Origin of the sequence: Bartonella sp. PS7NMGDW (assembly GCF_042193585.1) — a bacterium.
GTDB lineage: Bacteria > Pseudomonadota > Alphaproteobacteria > Rhizobiales > Rhizobiaceae > Bartonella > Bartonella grahamii.
Window position 1 is genome coordinate 151559 of record NZ_JBHILX010000001.1, and the last position, 20706, is coordinate 172264.

A 20706-nucleotide genomic window follows, 5' to 3' on the forward strand; every position below is an offset into this window, starting at 1 on the left:
ATAAAATCGCCCAAACAAACACAATGCACAATCTCTGGTGTAAAAAAGTCCTTTAATAATTTATCTTTGCAATAACTTGATATGAATTGTTATCATACCAATCTATAAAGAGTGAATATAAAGGATAAATCAATGACGTGTATAAAAGTTGATAAGGACAATTTCGAAAGTGAAGTTCTAACCTCTTCCACCCCTGTTGTAGTTGATTTTTGGGCAGAATGGTGCGCCCCTTGCAAAATGATTGCTCCAATTTTGGATGAAATTTCAATGGAAATGCAAAATCAAGTTAAAATTGCTAAGGTAAATATTGATGAAAATCCGGAACTGGCTACCCAATACGGAGTACGTTCTATCCCTACATTATTAATGTTTAAAAATGGAAATATTTCATCGAATATGGTTGGTGCTACCTCTAAAGGACGTCTTTCTGAATGGATAAAAGATGGGCTTAGTTAATTCCACATATAATCACTATAAAGGAGAGAAGCTTTGTCTCTCCTTTTGATTTTTTAAACATTCTTTTTTGCATTATATTATAATAAAAAGATAATAAAATCAAAATGTTAAATGAATTTAAGAATTCGTACTTTTATGCATGATTCAATTGACTATTTTTTATAAAAAATTGCCCTGTATGAAGAATATAGGCAATTCTTTCCTTATATGCGCGTCAAAAATATTGGGTGAATGATAATTTCATAAAGGTATTTTCTTCTTGAATAAGACTATAGAGATAGATAGTGCTTTCAACACATAAAAAGGCAATATCAATCTAGAAATAAGGAGATTTTTGTTTGGAGTCCTTTGCAATCATGAAAGGAGATTTTAAGAAAAAACTTTGCAAATTACTTTTCTGAAGTTCACAATTTTTAAGCAGAAAGAAGCAAGCAATTCACTATAGGTTATATAATGCTCTTCTAAAGGGTTACCACTTCAATTTAAAATTCTCTTACGCTATTCTCTAGAATCAAAAGACTTTTTTTGAAGCCTTTACTAAAAGTATGAAAGGCAAAAAACATTCTCTAAAATAAATTGATAAATTGCTATAAATTAACGGATGTCCTTTGCAATTTATGTCATTGTTATATAAAAGAGCCAGTATTTCATCTCATCTTCATAGTTGATTACATCCATGAGGGACTTCTTTATGTTGTTCATCATCTCAAATTTCGGTACGTATTGAGGTATTATCAATTAAAAAATGATGATGTTCATGCTCATGTCGATGTTTTTTTAAAATGTACGAATTGCAAAAGACTGTTGCAAACGTTCAATGGAATGTTGTGCTGATCTGAGTGTTACATGACGCCCATGTTCTTTATAGTGTAAGGTGAGTGCAAAAGTGGCGAGTTCTAAAAGAGCTGTATTTCTTTCTGGCCATTCAACAAGTAAAATATTTTTCTCACGAGCTTCATGAAGCCCTAATTCATCAATTTCTTCTGCCATAGAAAGGCGGTAAAGATCAGCATGAATAATTTCAAACTGTGGAAGTTGATAGCTTTGCACAAGAGTAAAAGTAGGGCTTGGAACATCCATAGTATTATCGTTCGCAAGTGTTTGGATGATTGTACGTGCAATAGTTGATTTTCCAGTCCCAAGATCTCCTTGCAGCGTTACAAGATCCCCCGGCTTTAAAGAAAGGGTTAAATGTTGTGCAAAAAGCTTTGTTGCCTCTTCATTTTCAAGAAAAAAACTAAAGTTCATTAAGGGTTCCATGAAATGGATGAAAAATTTTTGTTATAATAAAGATTGAAATTAAAAAATCTTATCTCCTTTGGGAAGTGGGAAAAAACATTTAACTGTTGTTCCTTTTCCAGAACCGGTAAGAATCTCAACATGTCCACCGTGTAGTTCAACGAAACTCTTCACAAGGGAAAGGCCAAGACCCGCTCCTGCACGCCCGCCATGGTGTGAATGAGAAGAAAAACGTTTAAAAATACGATCAAGGACGTCTTTTGGAATATCAGAGCCTTCATTGTGAACGCTAAAGACAATATTATCATCTTGTTCATCAACGCAAAATTCAATAGTGCTCGCCTCCGTTGCAAAATTAATAGCATTACTCAGCACATTCACAAAAATTTGATGCAAGCGTTTTTCGTCAGCAGAAATGGAATTTAAGGAAGGAGAAATTTGTTGTAAAAGCGTAATATGGCGTCCATTAAGGCGATCTTCTATACGTGCTACTGCTTGTATCATAGCATCTGCAATATTAACCGATTTTATGTCCAACTCCATAATGCCTGCATCAAGGGTAGCAAGATCAAGAATATCGTTAACAATATTTAAAAGAGTTCCTGATTCTGAATGAATATGCCCAAGATATTCTTGTTGACGTTTATTGATAGAGCCGAAAATTTGATCACGTAAAATATCCGAAAATCCAATAATATTGGTGAGAGGTGTACGCAATTCATAGGAAACATGTTGGACAAATTCATTACGCAAACGATCAGCACTTTCTAATGCTTCATTTCTTTCTTGAAGAGCACGCGCAACATGGACAGTGTCTGTAACATTCACAAAAGTAAGCATTGTTTGTCCATCGGGAAGAGGAACCAGAGTATAGTCAATAATCATATCATTTTTAAGATCTATACGACCTGAATATGTTTCACGTTTTTCAGCAAAACCGGTAATGAATTTGGTAAATTGATCCCATTCTTGTCCTAAGGTTAAGGCTGAACAATGGCTTTGTAACTGTGTAATATGGGTCCCTTCTACCAGTAAATTATAAGGAAGCGACCACAATTTCGACAAGGCAGGATTCGATAAACGAAGGCGTCCATCGGTACCAAAAACAACCACGCCTTCGGAAAGTTTATCAAGTGTTTCACCTTGTATTTTAATAAGTGTATTATAACGGCGTTCAAGATCAATTTTTTCTGTAAGGTTTTCGTAAAGCCAAGTGACACCTCCTTGTGGATGAGGGTTCGAGATAACACGCACCGTACGCCCATCTGGAAGATTCCAAATTTGTTGGTTCGATTCTGTTTGTCGATAGGCTTTAAAAAGTTCTTCTTTCCATGCGCGCCAATCGGGGTGTTCAGCAATGAGCCCTTTTTCACGTAGACGTTCAAGAAATAATGTATGGCTTGGTTCACTTTCTAAAAAGGAAGTCTCCAACGGCCATAAAACTTTAAAAGCATGATTACAGAATTTTAATTTTTGGTTTGTATCAAAAATAGCTACAGCTGTTGAAATTTGGTCAAGTGTTTCACAATGGCTTTGAAGAACATAACGTAATTCATGAGCAAGATTTTCATATGCGCTGTCATCACGCGCAAAAGCTGCCATCCCTTCGGCTGTTGTAATACGTGTGAGATGAAAACGATGTCGTTCTCCATCAATAACTGTGTGAACATGTTCTTGAAAAATTGTTTCTATTTCATCTGTTTTGCGTTGTGTATTTTCATTGAAAAGATCCCCCACTTCATCACTGCCTTCACGAAAGTCTGTCATTTCTCTAAAGGCGCGATTGATAAAACAAACTTTTCCTTCACAATCTTTTATCCATACGGGCTCTTGAATAAGATCAAGAAGATTACGCTGCATTCTCAGTTCAGTAAGAAGGCGGGCGATATCTTTCTGTAAACGAGCATTTTCACTCTGTTGTTTTGAGATATCTTGAAAACGAGCAATAGCGACTGTTCCTGCGATGACGCCTGTAACTTGTAGCAGTACATTGTTTGTGGTGGTGATAGAAAGATCAAAAGGGTGACATTTACAACGTAGTTGAGTCAATGCATAATCAAGTTCTCGCAGAGAATTTTCTTCAACCCAGAGCTCAAAACGCTGAAAATCTTTCTGATCGATTCCTATTTTTTGCAATGCAGAAAGGGCACCAACGACACGGGGTAAGGTTGTTGGATTTTCCCAAATAAGAAGGAATTGCTCGGTTTCTTCCAGAAGCCATTCATAATATTTAAGTTTTTCAGAAAAATTTGCCTGAATTATCTTCAATGGCTTCTGTGCAGTTTTTTTTGCACACATAATAACAGCTAGACACGTGAGAAGTGAAGCACAAGAAATTCCTCCACACAGCGCTAAAAGCAGCCATGGACCATCTAGTAAAGTGAAGAAAAATGGTAAATAACCTTCCAATGACTGAGCAACAGCGCATGTTGGAGAAAAAAAGAAAAAAAGGCAAAATATATACGCATAGATTCGAATCATTTTTTGAGCTTTTTCTTTGGGGTTATAGTCACCAAAGCTGCGCACGACATCTTACCCTTTTTTAACCCAAGGAAATGTTTAGTAACGGTAATGGTTTGGTTTATAAGGTCCTTGTGGTGTGACTCCAATATAAGCGGCTTGTTCTTCTGATAAAACACTTAATTTTATTCCTAACCGATCAAGATGTAGACGTGCAACTTTTTCATCAAGATGTTTAGGCAAAACAGTGACTTCATTTGTATAGTGTTCTGCACGGGTAAAAAGTTCAATTTGCGCTAAAACTTGATTAGTAAACGAGGCTGACATGACAAAAGAGGGATGCCCAGTCGCATTCCCGAGGTTTAACAAACGCCCTTCAGAGAGCAAAATGATGCGTTTTCCATCGGGAAAGGTGATCATATCAACTTGTGGTTTAATATTTGTCCATGGCAAATTTCTAAGGGCTGCGACTTGGATTTCGTTATCAAAATGACCAATATTGCCAAGAATACACATATCCTTTACTTGTCGCATATGGTCTAAACGAACAACATCTTTATTGCCTGTTGTCGTGATGATAATATCAGCACTGGAAGCAGCATCATCCAAATTAACAACTTCATAGCCATCCATAGCTGCTTGAAGAGCGCAAATAGGATCAATTTCTGTTACTTTAACACGAGCCCCAGCACCAGAAAGAGATGCTGCTGAACCTTTTCCTACGTCACCATAACCACAGACAATGGCAGTTTTACCAGCGATCATCACGTCTGTTCCACGTCGAATACCATCGACCAATGATTCTTTACATCCATATTTATTATCAAACTTTGATTTAGTGACGCTATCATTGACATTAATAGCAGGAAAAGGCAAAAGCCCTTCTTTTTGTAACTGATAAAGACGGTTTACACCTGTTGTGGTTTCTTCGCTTACACCTTTAATTGCTGCGCGCTGTCGTGTAAAAAATCCTGGCGTTGCATCCATACGCTTTTGTATTTGTTTGAAAAAAATTTCTTCTTCTTCTGTTTTGGGATGCGATAGGATATCTTTATTTTGTTCTGCACGACTTCCCATTAAAATATAGTTTGTGGCATCAGCGCCATCATCTAAAATAAGATTGGAAGGATTACCATCTGGCCATTGGAAAATTGCATCTATATAAGTCCAATATTCTTCCAATGTTTCACCCTTAACGGCGAATACAGGAATACCAGTTGCGGCGATAGCTGCTGCTGCATGGTCTTGCGTAGAAAAAATATTGCTAGAGCTCCACCGTATATCGGCGCCAATTGCTTTTAATGTTTCAATTAAAACAGCTGTTTGAATTGTCATGTGCAATGAGCCAGAAATACGCGCTCCACGCAAAGGTTGATTAGAGGAAAACTCCTTGCGACAAGCCATCAAACCAGGCATTTCAGTTTCAGCAATATCAAGTTCTTTACGACCATAAGCGGCAAGTGCAATATCTTTGACAACAAAATCTTGAGCTGCCATTCTTTATTCCTTTAAAATAAGTTTTTCCAAGACGGTAGGAGAAATTAAAAAAAAATGCAAGACAAGAAGAGGACTTCTTTATGTGAAAAAGCTCTTTTAAAATCTCCATAAATTTGTGCAACAAATATGCATTTATGAATCTGAGTAATGATGTTACTGAAAGAATAAGAGATCTTCATGATAAGTCTTATTATATAAACAAAACTCTATCCTTTTCACGTAACTTTAAAGCTTTTAAAAATCTCCAGAGAGAATACCTTTTAAATAATAAAAATTGTGCATTGCTTCACAGTTTTTATATCGATTTTTTATGGGATAATATCGAAAGTAGAATACTTATATTCTACGCGCTTATGCGGTTGTTGAAAAAGGAAGTATTACCCTACTTTAATCTCATTATTAAGCTTTCTACCAAAATAATATAATGCAAAGTCATAGGTTATCATATTTATGAATAGGCAATTCAGAATCGGTTCTTTAGGATTCCAATGTTGCATCTGCTCTTGGATAAAGACAGTTTATAAGAAGTGCTTTTCTCTTGTTTTCAACGATTTTTATCAAAATACTATAGGTATACGATTAAACATTTTTTGTGATACTGAATAGAGCATTTAAAACGCAAAAACATTACTCTATTGAGCATTCTGATTTCAGAATCGCTAACAACGAGCTATAAATTATAAATCAAATAATTAACTCAGTTTTGAAAAAATTTATTCTAGACGAATAAGTTTTGCGAAAATTGACCATGTGGACGAAATCGCCAAAGATAACTTGGCAAGAATGCAGCCATTGCTCTGGGAGTAATTCCCACACCTTCTAGAGTATATCCATTCTCTATAGCCTCTTTAGAAACAATGTTATCCATTTGCAAAAAACGTATCTGATTGGCTGTTACGAGTGTTGGTACAAAAGGCAATTTACCGATAGTTCCCAAAATTCCTCCAATCAATAGACCAGCAGAAAGGGGCATGGATAGGATTGTTTTTTTACGGTGAATAATTTTGAGTATATTTTCAAGAGTATTTTGAAAGGTGATAATCTGGGGACCACCAAGATCATAATTTTTTCCCCAAGCAACCTGTCCATCTAAAGTGCGCGCGATAAACTCAGCAACGTCACCAACATACACGGGTTGCAATTTGCTTTGCCCACCCCCAAAAAGAGGCATAATTGGTAAAAAACGTGACAAATCTGCTAAGGTGTTAAAGAAACAATCCTCTGGTCCAAAGATAACGGATGGACGGATAATAATTGCTTGAGGATGCTTGTTATGAACGATTTGTTCACCCATAAACTTAACACGTGCATAAAGACATGAAGCATTCTCGTTAGCCACAAGTGCTGACATATAGATGAGTGGAATAGCAGCTTGTGCTGTTAATTCAGCAACATTGTAAGCACCATCAATTTGTGTGTTTTTAAAATTCGATTGATTTGCTTGTTTTAAGCTACCAGGTAAAAACACTGCCGCATCAGCTCCAAGCAACGCGCGTGCAACAGAAGCACGATGCTTGATATCCGTTTTAAGCATTTGGGTTTGTCCTACTTCTCCTATTTGGAGCATGTAATAAGCTTTTTGTGGACAACGAACAGCGATACGAACGCGATATCCCCGCTTAGTCAAAGTTTCAACGACATGTCGTCCTACAAAACCAGATCCGCCAAAAACAGTAACAAGTTTAGGATGTTGATAAAGTGCACAATCAAGTTGCATGATTAAAAAGTCTATCTTTCAACGCTTTTAAAATAATCGATTTTTAGCACGGAGGTGTTTTATTGTCACGCAAAATATCGCCCGCAAGATAAAGGGAACCACTAATAAGGACAATTGCCTCTTTATATTCGGCTCTAATCTTATGCAAAGCATCTTGTAGATGCGCTTGTGGAGTAGCAAAGATTCCTGCTTTTTGCGCTGATTCAGCTAATTTTATTGGAGAGATACCGGCATTATTGTTAATCAGCGGTATCGTATATATTTTATCGACAAGGTTCGCTAAGGAACGAAAATAACCAACAGCATCTTTGGTATTGAGCATACCAGCAATCATAATAATGGGACGATCTGTTTTTTTTCTCCATTGTGTAAGTTCTGCCGCAATAACTTTTCCAGCAGCAGGATTGTGACCACCGTCTAACCATAAATCAATATTAGGAGACAGTTGATCAACCAAATGTCCTTGGATAAGATGTTGCATCCGTGCGGGCCAATAGATATTTTTCAAAGCGTCATTTATGGTTTGTTCTGAAAGTTGAAAACCCGCTTGACAAACTGCTTCAAGAGATGCGCCAGCATTGGCAACTTGGTGGTCTCCAATAAGGTTAGGAAGTGAAAGATCCATGAGACCTTGATTGTTTTGAAAAACCATACGTCCATGTTCTTTATAACTTTGATAATCTTGATCAAATAGAGAATAAGGTGCTTTATTTTTATCGGCAAGGGGTATTAAAGTAGCAAGAGTTTCTTCATAATTTTGCTTCCCGATGACTACTGGAACATTTGGTTTGATAATCCCTCCTTTTTGAAAAGCGATTTGAGCAATTGTATTTCCAAGAAAGGTTTCATGATCATAATCAATGGGCATAATAAGCGATACAGCTGGTTTGTTAATGACATTGGTAGCATCAAAACGTCCTCCCAAACCAACTTCTAAAATGACAACATCAGCTGGATGTATACTAAACAGCATAAAGGCAGCGGCTGTAAAAATTTCAAAAATAGTAATCGGCTCTTGACGATTTACTTTTATAATTTCACGGATTATCTCAGCCAATTGGTTTTCTGTAACAAGTTGACCACCTCCTTTTTGACCTAACCGGCAGCGTTCATTCCAGTTGACGAGATGAGGTGAGCTATAGACATGAACGCAGTATCCTGCACTTTCTAAAAGAGCACGGCAAATTGCTGAGGCAGATCCTTTGCCATTTGTTCCAGCGATGTGAATAATAGGGGCAAGTTTTAAATGCGGATTACCAAGACGCTCTAAAAGGTGAATAATACGCTCTAAAGAAAGATCAAATTTTTTCGGATAATTTTTTAGTAAATCATCCACCACCCTTTGTATTTGGCTTTGTTGCATAAACTTAAGCTGCTTTTGTCCTAGAAAGCGATGTTTGAAAGTCTGTTGGGGATGGATCGGAAGGGTTAAAAACAGCAGGGCGTTTCATCATCAAGCGTAAAAGACGCGCAATTGTTGTTTTCATTTCTAAACGCGATACAACCATATCAATCATACCATGTTCGAGCAGATATTCACTACTTTGAAAGCCTTCTGGTAGGGTTTCACGTATAGTTTGTTGAATCACACGTGGACCAGCAAAACCAATCATAGCGCCAGGTTCGGCAATGTGAATATCACCAAGCATGGCGTAAGAAGCAGTAACACCACCGGTGGTTGGATTAGTCAGCACAACAATATAGGGAAGTTTTGCTTCTTTCAACATTTCAATCGCTACAGTTGTACGAGGCATTTGCATCAACGAGAGCGTTCCTTCTTGCATGCGTGCGCCACCAGAAGCAGAAAAAAGAACTAACGGGCGCCTTTCGGCAATGGCAGTGTCAAAAGCTTTAATAATAGCTTCTCCTGAAGCCATACCGAGTGATCCACCCATAAAGGCGAAATCTTGAACAGTTGCAATAATTGGTAAGCCTTCAATCGTACCACGTGCACTTAAAATATTATCATCAACACCAAGTTTAGAACGATAATCTTTTAACCGGTCAATATAACGTTTTTCGTCACGAAATTTTAAAGGATCTGTTACAACCTTTGGATTTTCAAGAGCTGTATAAACACCATCATCAAAAAAATGCATGAGACGATTTTTAGCGCTGATACGCATATGATGGCCAGAATTGGGAGCGACAAATTGATTAGCTTCCAGATCTTTATGGAAGATCATTTCACCACTGGTAGGATCTTTAATCCATAGATTTTCTGGAATTTCACGGCGCCCCAATATAGAATTAATTTTAGGACGAACATAATTTGTAATCCAGTTCATCTTTATAACCTTCCTTTAAATATTACACATCTTTCGCATAATTTGAAAGAATATGAACCTAAGCAGTCACATTTGCTTTACCGGTGTAACAAAGAAGCCTATTTAATACTTTTATCAGTGTACGTATAGCTTGTTTTTTAATTTTTTAATTTTCCAATATCATAACAATCATATCTATGAAGAGTATTCCCTATAACAAATTTCTCATAAGTTTAAGAACTTACATGTTTTTATTTTTTTACTTTGGTATTAAAATTCACTCCTTGCGATGGTTAACAACCCCCTTATTTTTCAATAAAAATGAATATCCAATTAATCATTCGTATCAACAGTTTTGAAGAAAAGAAACCTTATAATATAAGGCGTTAACAAGGCTAAAATAATCCATTTAAGATAATGTATATGATAACACCATATTAGCGAAACGCTAACATCAGAGCAAGATTTTTTTCAAAAGGTTTTTTTAAAGCGCGCGCTTTTCACAATTAAAATAGAATACCCTCAAAAATGCTATCATATTACTCATTCATGTGCTTGTTTTACACAGATATTTTTCAATAATCCCCAAAACTCTCTTATGACGGTGCTCAGAAGAGTGTACACTCTCCATGAATGGTATAAAATACATTATGCTCTTCATTTTTACTGAAATAGAAGGTACAAATCGATACCATCATACTCTTTTCCAGTTTTAATGTGACGATAATGTTTGTATTGAGAGGATTCATAAAAGATATTTTACGCCTTTTTGAAAGTACTTTTATCCACACACCACCTTCGTTTATGACATATTAACAAACGATTTCAATTGATCCAATATGGATAGGATTAAAATGAGAAAGCCTCATGATATTTAGGTTTTTCACTCATGTTATGAAACGATAAATTATCTTTATAAATCAATATATTGCTTTAATAAAAGATAAAGCATAAGATTTTAATATTATGCTTTCTTTGGCTGGCAAGTTTTATTAGCCTTAAAGTCAAGTAACATTATTTTTGTGTAATGCGTGCCATGGTCTTTTGGGAAAGCATTTTGTGTAAATATGTCATAAAGGCGGCTGCAAAAAGCGGTGTTGATAAATTAAGAATTGGAATCGAAACAAAAAGCGCTATCAATAATCCTGCACCAAAAACCGTTGTATAATGAGTATGTAAAAAAGCACGTGCATCTTGCTCTGTTCGAAAACGATAAGCAGCAAACAAGAAATATTCATGACCAAGCAAATAACCATTAATAACATAAAAAGCGATTAAATTAATACCTGGTATGAAGAATAAAATAAAAGCAATTCCATTACCAAGAAGGCTTAAAATAACAAATTTAAAGGAAATGATAAGAGAACGCTGAAACGGCAAAGCTTGTCCAATAGGCTCGTTTGGGTAATCCTCTTTTTCAATGATTTCAGCAACAGAGTCAATGAAAAAACCACCAATCATAGCTGCGATTGGTGCAATCAAAAAAGCCAACAAAAGAGCCAAACCAAGATTAAAAATGATAAGCACGCTAAAACCAATCCATCCCGCCCAACTAGGGAGTCCAGGAAGAAACTGAGCAATCCAGGGCCAAAAGTAAGACACAAAAAGTTGGTGCACACATAACCATAAAATGGCGAGAATGAAAAAAGTAATCCCCAATGCTTTCAGTATCATAATACTATATTGCGAGGTCAGAAGACGTTGTAAAGCACGATAGGCAGCAGTAAAAATCATAGATTAATAAACTAAGGAAAGAAGCAAAAAAACAAGAAATATATTTAAAGAATGCACAGTGTAATTTTTTATTTTTTGAATTACAAGATTTCTTTTCAAGAACATTATAAAAAACGGCTAAGGCTTCTTTGTTTAAAATAAAATTTGAATAAATAGAAATTTTGATTTTTAAAAATCAAGAAGAATTTAAAAAGCAGCTGTTGTAGAAGAAATTTTTAATATTTTTCTACAGAGTGCAGGTTATTGCGTTTATATGATATATGTGAAAAATTAAGGAATAAGAACTATTTGGGAGGAAAGTTGTTGACTTCTATTTATTCAGTAGTGTTGTCTAACTTCGTTTATCTACGTGCTTAATTGTTTTGTACAATTCCTAATGCTCTGTACTTTTATACTATTTGGCGGCATGCTTTTGCCTCTCGCTTTTATTCAAAACATATTGAGTTCAATGGAATCGGAGTAACGTAGTAGCTTGTAGATATTCTGATTTGGGCAACAGAATGATTAATATGATAGAAGTGGAAAATAAGCTTAGGCGATTGATCGTCCATATCCCATGGAAGGGTAATTTCTTGAGAAGAAGCAAAGAGTGGGAGACACCACTGATGATTAAAAATGATGAGATTTTGAATTTTAAAAGCTATAAGTGCAATGAAGTAAGAATTCATTGAAGCACTTTTCATACAAGTGGTGCAATGTATCAAATAATTTTTAGATAATAACACCACTAATTTATGAAGAGAATTGATCATTTTCAACTTGAATAAGAATCCAAAATATAGAAATATTCTTTAATTTCAAAGCCTTTATTCAACATCAAAAAATTATTTACTTGCACATTATAGGCGAGACCAATGTATGGATACAAAGCTTTCGATAAAGGACTAAAAATGCTTCTCATGAAACATCACAATGTGAGGATATCATGGATCAAATTCTAGTCTTTGTGGTCTTGGTATGCTGGAGAGAGGACACACACATTTAATTTTAAAGACCGATCACTGAGGAAAATAATAAAGGCATCAGTTTCATAAACTTATAGACAGTGGTGCAATGAATTTTATCTACACTCTTTATGAGCATCAGTGTAAGATATGCTTCAAATTGTATTGAGATGTTACAATACATTGATTTATTACATTATTTTTCATAGTGAATAAGAGCTTCAAATAAAGTTGTCATATTTTCTCATTAGCTGCTCTCATCATGAAATAATCAAAATCATTTATTTGCACATCATAAATAGGAGCAATATCGGGATAAAAACATTGAAGAAAGAAAATGCTTTTATAAATTTTATTCAGTGCAAGAGCTTTCTCAAAATTGATGATAGGCAAAGTGAATGATAGCTTGTTTTTTTATAAGCTGGGGAGACAGTGGTGCAATAGATCCTACTTTTGTATGAAGACTATGGCAATTTTTTAAAGAAACATTTCCCAACAGTGCCTGTGAATGGTATAAGGGTAAAGCTCTCGTGAATAATATAAAACTTATAGGGCACCACTATCTTTACACTTAATAAAAGAGCACGGCGGGCACCATCATTCTCTCAGTATTGCTCGACAGCTCTGTTCTTGAGACGGTCCATTATAAGCGTTTTTAGTTCTTTCTTAAACGTTTTGTATTCATACGGCTATCCTTCTTTGCAACGTGCAAGAAAATGGTTTTTATTGATTCAACATGAGAGAGATTTGAAATGAGAGAATCTTACGATATTCGGGATTCTAATTTAATATGAACAACGCTAGATTATCACTATAAATCAAAATATTGTATACTAATCGAGATAGATAGACACCTATTGTTAGTTCTATTTTATAAGGTGTTTTAATATGAATGCATTTGAAGGGTTATTATTTGAAATGGGGTATATTTTCCTCATGAGGAGTAGGTGTTTGGGGGGCAAAAAATGATACAATCATGTTTGCTAATTTTTGCGCTACGTGTTGTTTACTCATATGGGGCCATTGTTCAACTTTTTCCTTACTCACGAGATAAACTTGATTTGTATCAGCACCCATGACACTTGTGCCATCTAGTTGAAGAGAAATATCATTAGCAAGAATGAAATCAGCTCCTTTTTCAACACATTTTTTTTGCGCATTGGCAATGATATCACATGTTTCAGCAGCAAAACCAATGACCAATGAGGGGCGATTTGGAGCGTGTCCAATCGTTGCTAAAATGTCAGGATTTTCGACCATATGAAGGGATGGTGGTATTTTATGAGCATTCTTTTTAATTTTGTGTAAAGACTGCGTTTGACTGCGCCAATCACAAACAGCGGCAACGAAGATGGCACCATCAGCAGGCAATGCGGTTTGAACGGCTTGTAACATCTGTTGTGCTGTTTCAACATGAATGGTTTTTACTTCTTGTGGGTCTGCAAGATTAACAGGTCCACAAATAAGTGTTATTTTTGCACCCAAATGCGCAAGAGCGGTTGCGATGGCATGACCTTGTTTTCCTGAAGATCGATTAGCAAGATAACGCACCGGATCAATTGGTTCATGGGTAGGGCCAGAGGTAACGATGAAATGGCGGTCAGAGAGAGGTTTTTCATGCACATTCAAAAGAGCCTCTATGGTAGCGACAATCGTTAAAGGTTCACTCATGCGCCCATATCCTATCTCGTCACGTTCAGCCATATTTCCGATTTCTGGTCCAATGATATGAACGCCATCTGCGCGCAGTTGTGCAACATTGCGAATAGTGGCCGGATGCGCCCACATGGACGGATTCATAGCAGGTGCAATTAAGAGTGGACAGCGTGCCGCTAAAAGGATGCAATCAGCCAGATCATCTCCTATGCCATTGGCTATTTTTGCAATGCGATTGGCTGTAGCAGGGGCTAAAATAATAAGGTCAGCATTACGTGCTAATCGGATATGTCCAATATCGTGTTCTTCTTCGCGTGAAAATAAATCAGTATATACAGTACTACCGCTTAAAGCTTCAGCGGCTAAAGGCGTAATAAATTTTTGTGCTGCTTTTGTCATCACAACTTTTAAGTGTGCTCCGCGTTCTTGTAAACGGCGCATCAAATCAAGTGCTTTATAGGATGCAATACTTCCTCCAATGATAAGAAGGAGAGATTTTGATTTCAATGATTGCACTTCAACAGCACTAGTATGAGAGAGTTGTGTGGTGTAAGGAGTGGGATTGCTTAAAAGGCGTCGGACTTCTTCTTCCATAGAAATACCATTTTTCGCGGCGCGTATGCGCAAAGCTTCTTTGGTTTCAGGAGACAGGTTACGAATAGTAATACTGGCCATAAAATACCTCCAAGAAATAAAATGATTGCAATGATTTCATTATTGATATTTTTAGCATATTAAGGAAATTAGAAAAGATGAAAAAAGTAAAAAGTGAGACAAACGCAACAAAGCGCAATGATGAAAAGGCTATAACGACCATAACGGTTTCTGCGACTTTGTTCGACAGCAAGTTGTTTGAGGGTGGCAGGAGAAAGATTAAAACCTGTTTTTCTCATTTGATCTAAATCTTCTTCTATCCGTTGGAAATTTTGAACCAATTGTGGTGTTTTGCGTGCCAGCGAAAGGAGAGCTTGCGCTCCTTCACTAAAGTCTTTTGCAACGCCTACGGGCCCTAAATTTTTACTAATCCATTCTTTGACAACAGGTTCAGAAGCTTTCCACATATTAAAAGTGGGGTCTAATGTGCGGGCAACACCTTCCACGACAACCATCGTTTTTTGCAGCAATAAAAGTTCAGGTCGCGTTTGCATGTCAAATAATTCAGTGACTTCAAACAATAAAGTGAGCAATTTAGCCATGGAAATGCTTTGTGCTGATTGTCCGTGTATTGGTTCACCAATAGCGCGGTTGGCTTGCGCAAAGCTTTCAATATTATGGTATGAAGGAACATAACCTGCTTCAAAATGGGCGCGTGCAACCCGATGGTAATCGCGGGTAATAAAGCCGTAAAGAATTTCAGCAAGGAAATGCTTTTCTTTTTTGCCAAGTCTTCCTGTAATGCCTAGATCAACAGCAACAATACATCCTTTTGCATCTACAAATAAATTACCAGGATGCATATCGGCGTGAAAAAAACCATCACGCAATGTATGACGAAGAAAAGATTGAATAAGCGTAATGGCAAGCGCCTGCAAATCAAATCCTGCTTCTTTGAGTTTGGAAATTTCGGATATTCTGATACCATCAATCCATTCCATTGTGAGAACATTACGTCCTGTCCGTTCCCAGTCAATACGCGGAACCCGAAAGCCTGTATCATGTTGAATATTTTCAGCCATTTCAGATATAGCTGCTGCTTCTAACCGTAAATCCATTTCAAGGCGTGTTGTTTGTGCTAAAGTATCCACCACACGAACAGGACGAAGCCTTCGAGAGGCAGGGATATAGCGCTCTTGTAAGTGAGCAATGAGATAGAATCCTCTAAGATCTTTAGAAAAACGCGCTCTGATATTAGGACGAATAACTTTTACAGCACATTTTTTCTTATGACCAGTTTCATCACTGTATTCAGCTGGGTGAACTTGAGCAATAGAAGCGGCAGCAATGGGGGGATAAAAATTTATGAATAAATCATCGATAGAGCGACCAAGAGAACTTTCAATTTGAGCGACAGCGGCAGTGCAAGAAAATGTTTGGACACGATCTTGTAGTTGTGACAAATCTTCCGCAATATCACGCCCAACAATATCAGGTCTTGTGGCAAGAAATTGACCAAGTTTTATGTAAGAGGGTCCAAGCTTATTAATGGCATACGAAATATTTTCAGAACGCTGTTTTTTTTTTGTTTTGCGTCGTGCTAATGCACTCGCTATACGATGACATAGCGCTGGAAATCCTTGAAGGTCATCATGAGGAAGAGCACTTAAAACACCTTCACGTGTTAAAACCCATCCTGCACGCATCAATTGAAAGTAAGGGGAAATTTGCACCATTTTTAAATTTTCCAACCTGAATGCAGTGCTGCAATCGCACCGGTGAGATTACGGTACGATACCCGCGAAAATCCCGCATGCTTGATCATATGGGCAAAATCATCTTGCTTAGGAAATTTGCGGATAGATTCAACCAAATAACGATAAGCATCACCATCATTTGCAATAAATTGACCCAGCTTAGGGATAGCATGGAAAGACCAAAGATCATAAATTTTATCGAGCCAAGGCATCTCGACATTTGAAAATTCTAAACATAAAAAACGTCCACCGGGCTTTAAAACACGAAAAGCTTCTCTAAGAGCTTGATCAATATGAGGAACATTGCGAATTCCAAAAGCAATAGTGTAAGCGTCAAAGCTTTGATCTTCAAAAGGTAGATTTTCTGCATTGGCTTCAACAAAATCAATCAGAGGAGCAAGACCATTTTTTTGTGCGCGTTTTTTGCCAACGTTGAGCATTGAGCCATTAATATCAAGCACTGTAGCATGGGCTTTTTGGCGTGAAGCATTAAGAATACGAAAAGCAATATCACCTGTACCGCCAGCGACATCAAGAACTTTCCAATGAGAAAGTGTTGGTGGGGAAAGCCAAGAAATCATGGAATTTTTCCACACACGGTGTAGCCCTAAGGATAAGATATCATTCATCTTGTCATAATTTTCAGCAACAGAATGAAACACACCATCCACCATGGATTGTTTTTGTGTTTCATCTACTCTTGTAAAACCAAAAGAGTGCTCCATGCCACCCTTGGCTCCTACACGTTCTGTTTCAACTGCCATGTGTATGACCTTCCTTATTTTTCTTTTATCGTAAATGAAATAAAGAGGGAATGTTCAAATACGAAAAAACAACGTATAAAACTGCGACATTTACACAGCTAAAAACAGAAGAGTACCTTTAGATATCAAGATTGGCAACGCTTAAGGCATTGTCTTGAATAAAAATACGTCTAGGTTCAACTTCATCACCCATGAGACGAGAAAAGAGTGAATCTGCATCGGTTGCATCATTAATTTTTACTTGCAAAAGAGAACGTGCATTAGGATCAAGCGTTGTTTCCCAAAGCTGTTCAGCATTCATTTCCCCAAGGCCTTTATAACGTTGAAGAGTAACACCTTTTTTACCATTTGTAAAAATGCTTTCTAAAAGGCTCATAGGACCAAAAATACGCTCTGTTTTATCTTTGCGACGTAACAGAACAGGAGGATGATATATGTCGATAAAATTTTGAGAAATGCGATCAATTTGGCGTGCGTCAGTTGAATTTATAAGTCCCACATCAAGCGTAACAACATCTTTAACACCACGCAAAATACGCTCAAAACATAAGTTTCCATCTGCTGTATATTGTCCACTCCAACCTTGTTCCATATCATCAGCAATCAGATTAAGGCGGTGTGCTATAGTATCTGCTATTTTTTGCGCTTTTTCTTGTGTTGCAAAGACTTCAAGATTAAAAGCGCCAACAATTGCTGCTTGTTCAACAATATTACGATCATAACGGGTATGAAGACCATTTAAAAGTTGACGTAATATACGAGCATCTTTAGCGAGTTGATACAAATCAGCCCCTGCACGAACTTCTCCCGTTGAAAGCTCAAGCGTTGTTTCTTCTAATCCAGTATCGATCAAGAATTCTTCAAACGCTGCTTCATTTTTAATATATTGGGAAGATTTTCCACGCGATACTTTATAAAGAGGAGGCTGAGCAATATAAAGATGTCCACGTTCAATCAATTCGGGCATTTGTCTAAAAAAGAAAGTGAGCAGCAAAGTTCGAATATGGGCTCCATCAACGTCCGCATCTGTCATGATAATAATCTTATGATAACGTAACTTATCCGGTGAAAATTCATCTTTACCGATAGACGTTCCAAGAGCTGTAATAAGTGTTCCAATCATATCAGATGAGAGCATGCGGTCGAAACGCGCTCGTTCAACATTGAGAATTTTACCACGAAGGGGTAAAATTGCTTGATTTTGACGTGAGCGCCCACTTTTTGCTGAACCGCCAGCCGAATCCCCCTCGACAATAAAGATTTCTGATTTTGCAGGATCACGTTCTTGGCAATCGGCAAGCTTTCCTGGCAGAGAAGTGATATCAAGCGCCCCTTTTCGTCTTGTGAGCTCACGTGCTTTACGTGCTGCTTCACGTGCTGTTGCAGCTTCTACCACTTTACTAATAAGAAGTTTTGCTTCATGAGGATGTTCTTCCAGCCACACTGAAAGACCTTCATTGACCAAACTTTCAACAATAGGGCGCACTTCAGAAGAGACTAACTTATCCTTTGTTTGTGAAGAAAATTTTGGATCAGGAACTTTGACAGAAAGAATAGCTGTTAATCCTTCACGGCAGTCATCACCGGTTAAGTTCACTTTTTCTTTTTTAGCAATACCTGAAGATTCAGCATAGCCATTAATTTGACGCGTAAGGGCACTTCTAAAACCTATCAAATGAGTTCCACCGTCACGCTGAGGAATATTATTGGTAAAACACAAGACTTTCTCATGATAAGAATCATTCCACCATAGGGCAACATCAACGCTCATACCATCCTTTTCACTTGCAATGTAAATAGGATTATCAAGCAGGGCTTTTTTTGATTGATCAATATATTTGACAAACTCCGTTAATCCACCTTCATAATGTAATTCAACTGATTTAGTATCAGCATGACGCTCGTCAACAAGGAGAATATAAACCCCAGAATTTAGAAAGGCTAATTCCCGTAAACGGCGCTCCAAAGTTTCAAAATCAAACTCAACCATAGTAAAAGTTTCAGAACTTGGTAAAAATCTGATTTCTGTTCCACTTTCTTTATCGCAATCGCCAATAATTTTTAATGGAGCATCAGCCACTCCGTGGGTAAATGATATTTCATGAATTTTACCATTCCGTCTGATTTGCAATTTAAGCCAAACGGATAATGCATTCACAACTGAGACGCCAACACCGTGTAATCCACCTGAAACTTTATAAGAATTTTGATCAAACTTTCCGCCGGCATGAAGCTGTGTCATAATAACTTCAGCTGCAGAAACACCCTCTGTTGGGTGGATATCTGTTGGAATCCCACGTCCATTATCACGAACAGAACAAGAACCATCAGCATGGAGTGTGACGTTTACAAGAGTAGCATGACCAGCTAAAGCTTCATCGATAGCATTGTCTACAACTTCATAGACCATATGGTGTAAACCTGATCCATCATCAGTATCACCAATATACATACCAGGACGTTTGCGTACAGCATCAAGACCTTTGAGGACTTTGATAGAAGAAGCGCCATAATCATCACTTTGTGCCGCTGAGGTTATTTCATCACTCATAAGTTAGTCCATTCCTGTGTTCAATTTACAATATTCTATCTGCTTTTTTAAAGCTTAATGTTCTGATCAGTTATTTATGGAATAACCACATTAAACATTTACCGTATATCAGAACTAGATTCAATATCTGTCGATATATAATGAAGAGAATGATGAAATGAGATTGTACTGTTATGTCGTAAAACTCCGTCATTTAGGGCGGTGATATAAGGAAAGTAAGCACTACCTTGATACATTAAGTATTTTTAAAGTGCGTGGTGAATATTCGGAGCAGGGTTTATTTGTATAATCTTTAGTTAAATGAAGCGCATGAGTGGATAGCCCCGAGGAATTAGTCGAGAGAAGCAGGATTGTCTAGACGTCAACGCTAATAGGAATCCTTTTCCTTTGAGAGTGGGGATGAGGTCAATTAAGCTTTACAATAATGATGCTATTTATTTTGTTTATTTTTGCATATGCGTGATGTTTCAAAATTAGTTATACATTTTTGTGTTAAACTAACAAAGGTCTTACTTGTTTTATCCATAAATCAATTTTCAATTCTAATGCTGCCGTATATTTAAAACAAAGGTTACGAGCTCTCTAAGCAGCTCAAATTTTTGTATATTAGATTGAGGCGAAAATATTGGGTATATTAGACTGTGTATATTAGTTTATGTTATCTTTAAAATGTGGAAAATATAAAGGCGTAAATGTAAAAGCACGTTTCCACTATCGTTCTTTTATTCAGTTTTACAACTTTTAAAAACGTTTACGGCGATGTTTTTAAAGAATGGGGGTGATGACGCATTGTCTTACGCTTTTGTTTTTCTCATTTCTGTAATGGAGGTTACGTCCCTTATTTAAAACAAAGCCCATTGCACTGTTATTCACGCGCTTTTTTAAGAAACATCTCTCAATGTTCCTAAACTCATTTTACAACGATGTTTGAATAGTATAACGCAAAATACCCTGTGAATACTACAAGATTCATGTCCCTCATTTTGCCCATATTGACAATAAGGCACAAACCAGCATCATCATTTTATTTTCCGGTTCTTAAATGTTGATGCAACCTTAATGTTGAGAAA

At 36.9% G+C, this 20706-nt stretch carries 12 protein-coding genes; 1 reads left to right on the forward strand and 11 read right to left on the reverse strand.

Going from position 1 to position 20706, the window contains the following annotated elements:
• The first annotated feature begins 132 nt into the window (after positions 1 to 132).
• Positions 133 to 456, forward strand: a complete 324-nt coding sequence (gene trxA / locus ACFIKJ_RS00630) for a thioredoxin (RefSeq protein WP_375625497.1) — start codon at positions 133 to 135, stop codon at positions 454 to 456.
• 777 nt (positions 457 to 1233) lie between these two features.
• On the opposite strand, the gene tsaE is transcribed toward trxA, so the two are convergent.
• The 11 genes from tsaE to gyrB form a co-directional block, all read right to left on the reverse strand.
• Positions 1234 to 1704, reverse strand: coding sequence for a tRNA (adenosine(37)-N6)-threonylcarbamoyltransferase complex ATPase subunit type 1 TsaE (tsaE, locus tag ACFIKJ_RS00635; RefSeq protein WP_375626156.1), 471 nt, complete (start codon positions 1702 to 1704; stop codon positions 1234 to 1236).
• Positions 1705 to 1755: 51 nt separating this feature from the next.
• Positions 1756 to 4221, reverse strand: a complete 2466-nt coding sequence (locus ACFIKJ_RS00640; RefSeq protein WP_375625495.1) for a PAS-domain containing protein — start codon at positions 4219 to 4221, stop codon at positions 1756 to 1758.
• A gap of 33 nt (positions 4222 to 4254) precedes the next feature.
• A complete protein-coding gene (gene ahcY, locus ACFIKJ_RS00645) occupies positions 4255 to 5652 on the reverse strand; it encodes an adenosylhomocysteinase (protein ID WP_375633659.1) in 1398 nt (465 codons plus the stop codon).
• A gap of 718 nt (positions 5653 to 6370) precedes the next feature.
• The gene (locus ACFIKJ_RS00650; RefSeq protein WP_375625493.1) at positions 6371 to 7369 is read right to left on the reverse strand and encodes a complex I NDUFA9 subunit family protein; all 999 of its coding nucleotides are present in this window, start codon (positions 7367 to 7369) and stop codon (positions 6371 to 6373) included.
• A 43-nt stretch (positions 7370 to 7412) separates the two neighbouring features.
• The gene (locus tag ACFIKJ_RS00655) at positions 7413 to 8732 is read right to left on the reverse strand and encodes a bifunctional folylpolyglutamate synthase/dihydrofolate synthase (RefSeq protein WP_375651656.1); all 1320 of its coding nucleotides are present in this window, start codon (positions 8730 to 8732) and stop codon (positions 7413 to 7415) included.
• 4 nt (positions 8733 to 8736) lie between these two features.
• Positions 8737 to 9657, reverse strand: a complete 921-nt coding sequence (gene accD / locus ACFIKJ_RS00660; RefSeq protein ID WP_375625491.1) for an acetyl-CoA carboxylase, carboxyltransferase subunit beta — start codon at positions 9655 to 9657, stop codon at positions 8737 to 8739.
• Positions 9658 to 10650: 993 nt separating this feature from the next.
• The gene (locus ACFIKJ_RS00665) at positions 10651 to 11370 is read right to left on the reverse strand and encodes a sulfate transporter family protein (RefSeq protein WP_375625490.1); all 720 of its coding nucleotides are present in this window, start codon (positions 11368 to 11370) and stop codon (positions 10651 to 10653) included.
• 1853 nt (positions 11371 to 13223) lie between these two features.
• Positions 13224 to 14645, reverse strand: a complete 1422-nt coding sequence (gene coaBC, locus ACFIKJ_RS00670; RefSeq protein WP_375626168.1) for a bifunctional phosphopantothenoylcysteine decarboxylase/phosphopantothenate--cysteine ligase CoaBC — start codon at positions 14643 to 14645, stop codon at positions 13224 to 13226.
• A 68-nt stretch (positions 14646 to 14713) separates the two neighbouring features.
• The gene (gene ubiB / locus ACFIKJ_RS00675; protein WP_375625488.1) at positions 14714 to 16300 is read right to left on the reverse strand and encodes a 2-polyprenylphenol 6-hydroxylase; all 1587 of its coding nucleotides are present in this window, start codon (positions 16298 to 16300) and stop codon (positions 14714 to 14716) included.
• Between the two features lie 2 nt (positions 16301 to 16302).
• Positions 16303 to 17085: a bifunctional demethylmenaquinone methyltransferase/2-methoxy-6-polyprenyl-1,4-benzoquinol methylase UbiE gene (ubiE, locus tag ACFIKJ_RS00680; protein WP_375670143.1), complete on the reverse strand. Its 783-nt coding sequence runs from the start codon at positions 17083 to 17085 to the stop codon at positions 16303 to 16305.
• A 118-nt stretch (positions 17086 to 17203) separates the two neighbouring features.
• Complete coding sequence (gene gyrB / locus ACFIKJ_RS00685; protein WP_375648995.1) at positions 17204 to 19636, reverse strand: DNA topoisomerase (ATP-hydrolyzing) subunit B; 2433 nt, start codon at positions 19634 to 19636, stop codon at positions 17204 to 17206.
• Positions 19637 to 20706: the final 1070 nt, after the last annotated feature.